Below are 1,095 nucleotides of genomic sequence, written 5' to 3'. Positions count from 1 at the left end.
TTGTCTGGTAGCGATAGCGAAGAGGTCACACCTGTTCCCATGCCGAACACAGCAGTTAAGCTCTTCAGCGCCGATGGTAGTTGGGGCATTGCCCCTGTGAGAGTAGGACGCCGCCAGGCGAAAGATATATTTATTTTTATGGAGGATTAGCTCAGCTGGGAGAGCACTTGCCTTACAAGCAAGGGGTCGCAGGTTCGAGCCCTGCATCCTCCACCATTTCTTGAAAATGATATGCCGGCCTAGCTCAATTGGTAGAGCAACTGACTTGTAATCAGTAGGTTGGGGGTTCAAGTCCTCTGGCCGGCACCATCATTATAATAATACGAGCCATTAGCTCAGTCGGTAGAGCATCTGACTTTTAATCAGAGGGTCACAGGTTCGAATCCTGTATGGCTCACCATTTTTGCGGGTGTGGCGGAATTGGCAGACGCGCTAGACTTAGGATCTAGTATCTTCGGATGTGGGGGTTCGACTCCCTTCACCCGCACCATAATAATATATGTAAAATCCTGTAATGCGGAAGTAGTTCAGTGGTAGAACACCACCTTGCCAAGGTGGGGGTCGCGGGTTCGAATCCCGTCTTCCGCTTTTAATCCCTGCCGGGGTGGCGGAATTGGCAGACGCACAGGACTTAAAATCCTGCGGTGGGTTACCACCGTGCCGGTTCAAGTCCGGCCCTCGGCACCATAACATGCGCCCGTAGCTCAATTGGATAGAGCGTTTGACTACGGATCAAAAGGTTAGGGGTTCGACTCCTCTCGGGCGCGCCATATATTAACGGGAAGTAGCTCAGCTTGGTAGAGCACATGGTTTGGGACCATGGGGTCGCAGGTTCGAATCCTGTCTTCCCGACCATTTACTTACGGGGCCTTAGCTCAGCTGGGAGAGCGCCTGCCTTGCACGCAGGAGGTCAGCGGTTCGATCCCGCTAGGCTCCACCATAAAAAATACATGTTGACTTATGTTTTTCAGCATGGTATGATAATCAAGTCGCCAATTTGAACGGCGAATTATTTTTTGCTCTTTGAAAACTGAACAAAACGACCAGTATGTCAAGAAAAACGGACCTCGTTTTTCAAAATAAAATCAGAAGCAA

Annotated in this window: 9 tRNA genes and 1 rRNA gene; all 10 read left to right on the top strand. The window is 50.1% G+C overall.

The window, feature by feature from the left end:
• The first annotated feature begins 3 nt into the window (after positions 1–3).
• The 10 genes from rrf to QBK89_RS14980 all read left to right on the top strand — a co-directional run bounded on the left by rrf (position 4) and on the right by QBK89_RS14980 (position 940).
• Positions 4–119 (top strand): 5S ribosomal RNA (gene rrf / locus QBK89_RS15025).
• Between the two features lie 21 nt (positions 120–140).
• A tRNA-Val gene (locus QBK89_RS15020) sits at positions 141–216 on the top strand.
• 17 nt (positions 217–233) lie between these two features.
• Positions 234–309: transfer RNA gene (locus QBK89_RS15015), tRNA-Thr, on the top strand.
• Positions 310–324: 15 nt separating this feature from the next.
• Positions 325–400: transfer RNA gene (locus QBK89_RS15010), tRNA-Lys, on the top strand.
• A 5-nt stretch (positions 401–405) separates the two neighbouring features.
• Positions 406–490, top strand: a tRNA-Leu gene (locus QBK89_RS15005).
• Positions 491–516: 26 nt separating this feature from the next.
• Positions 517–588, top strand: a tRNA-Gly gene (locus QBK89_RS15000).
• Between the two features lie 10 nt (positions 589–598).
• Positions 599–687 (top strand) — tRNA-Leu (locus tag QBK89_RS14995).
• A gap of 6 nt (positions 688–693) precedes the next feature.
• Positions 694–770: transfer RNA gene (locus tag QBK89_RS14990), tRNA-Arg, on the top strand.
• An 8-nt stretch (positions 771–778) separates the two neighbouring features.
• A tRNA-Pro gene (locus QBK89_RS14985) sits at positions 779–855 on the top strand.
• Positions 856–864: 9 nt separating this feature from the next.
• A tRNA-Ala gene (locus QBK89_RS14980) sits at positions 865–940 on the top strand.
• Positions 941–1,095: the final 155 nt, after the last annotated feature.

Origin of the sequence: Virgibacillus sp. LDC-1, from assembly GCF_030137545.1 — a bacterium.
Lineage (GTDB): Bacteria > Bacillota > Bacilli > Bacillales > Amphibacillaceae > LDC-1.
Note: the sequence above shows the minus strand (reverse complement) of the source record. Positions and strands in the feature narration are given on the sequence as shown.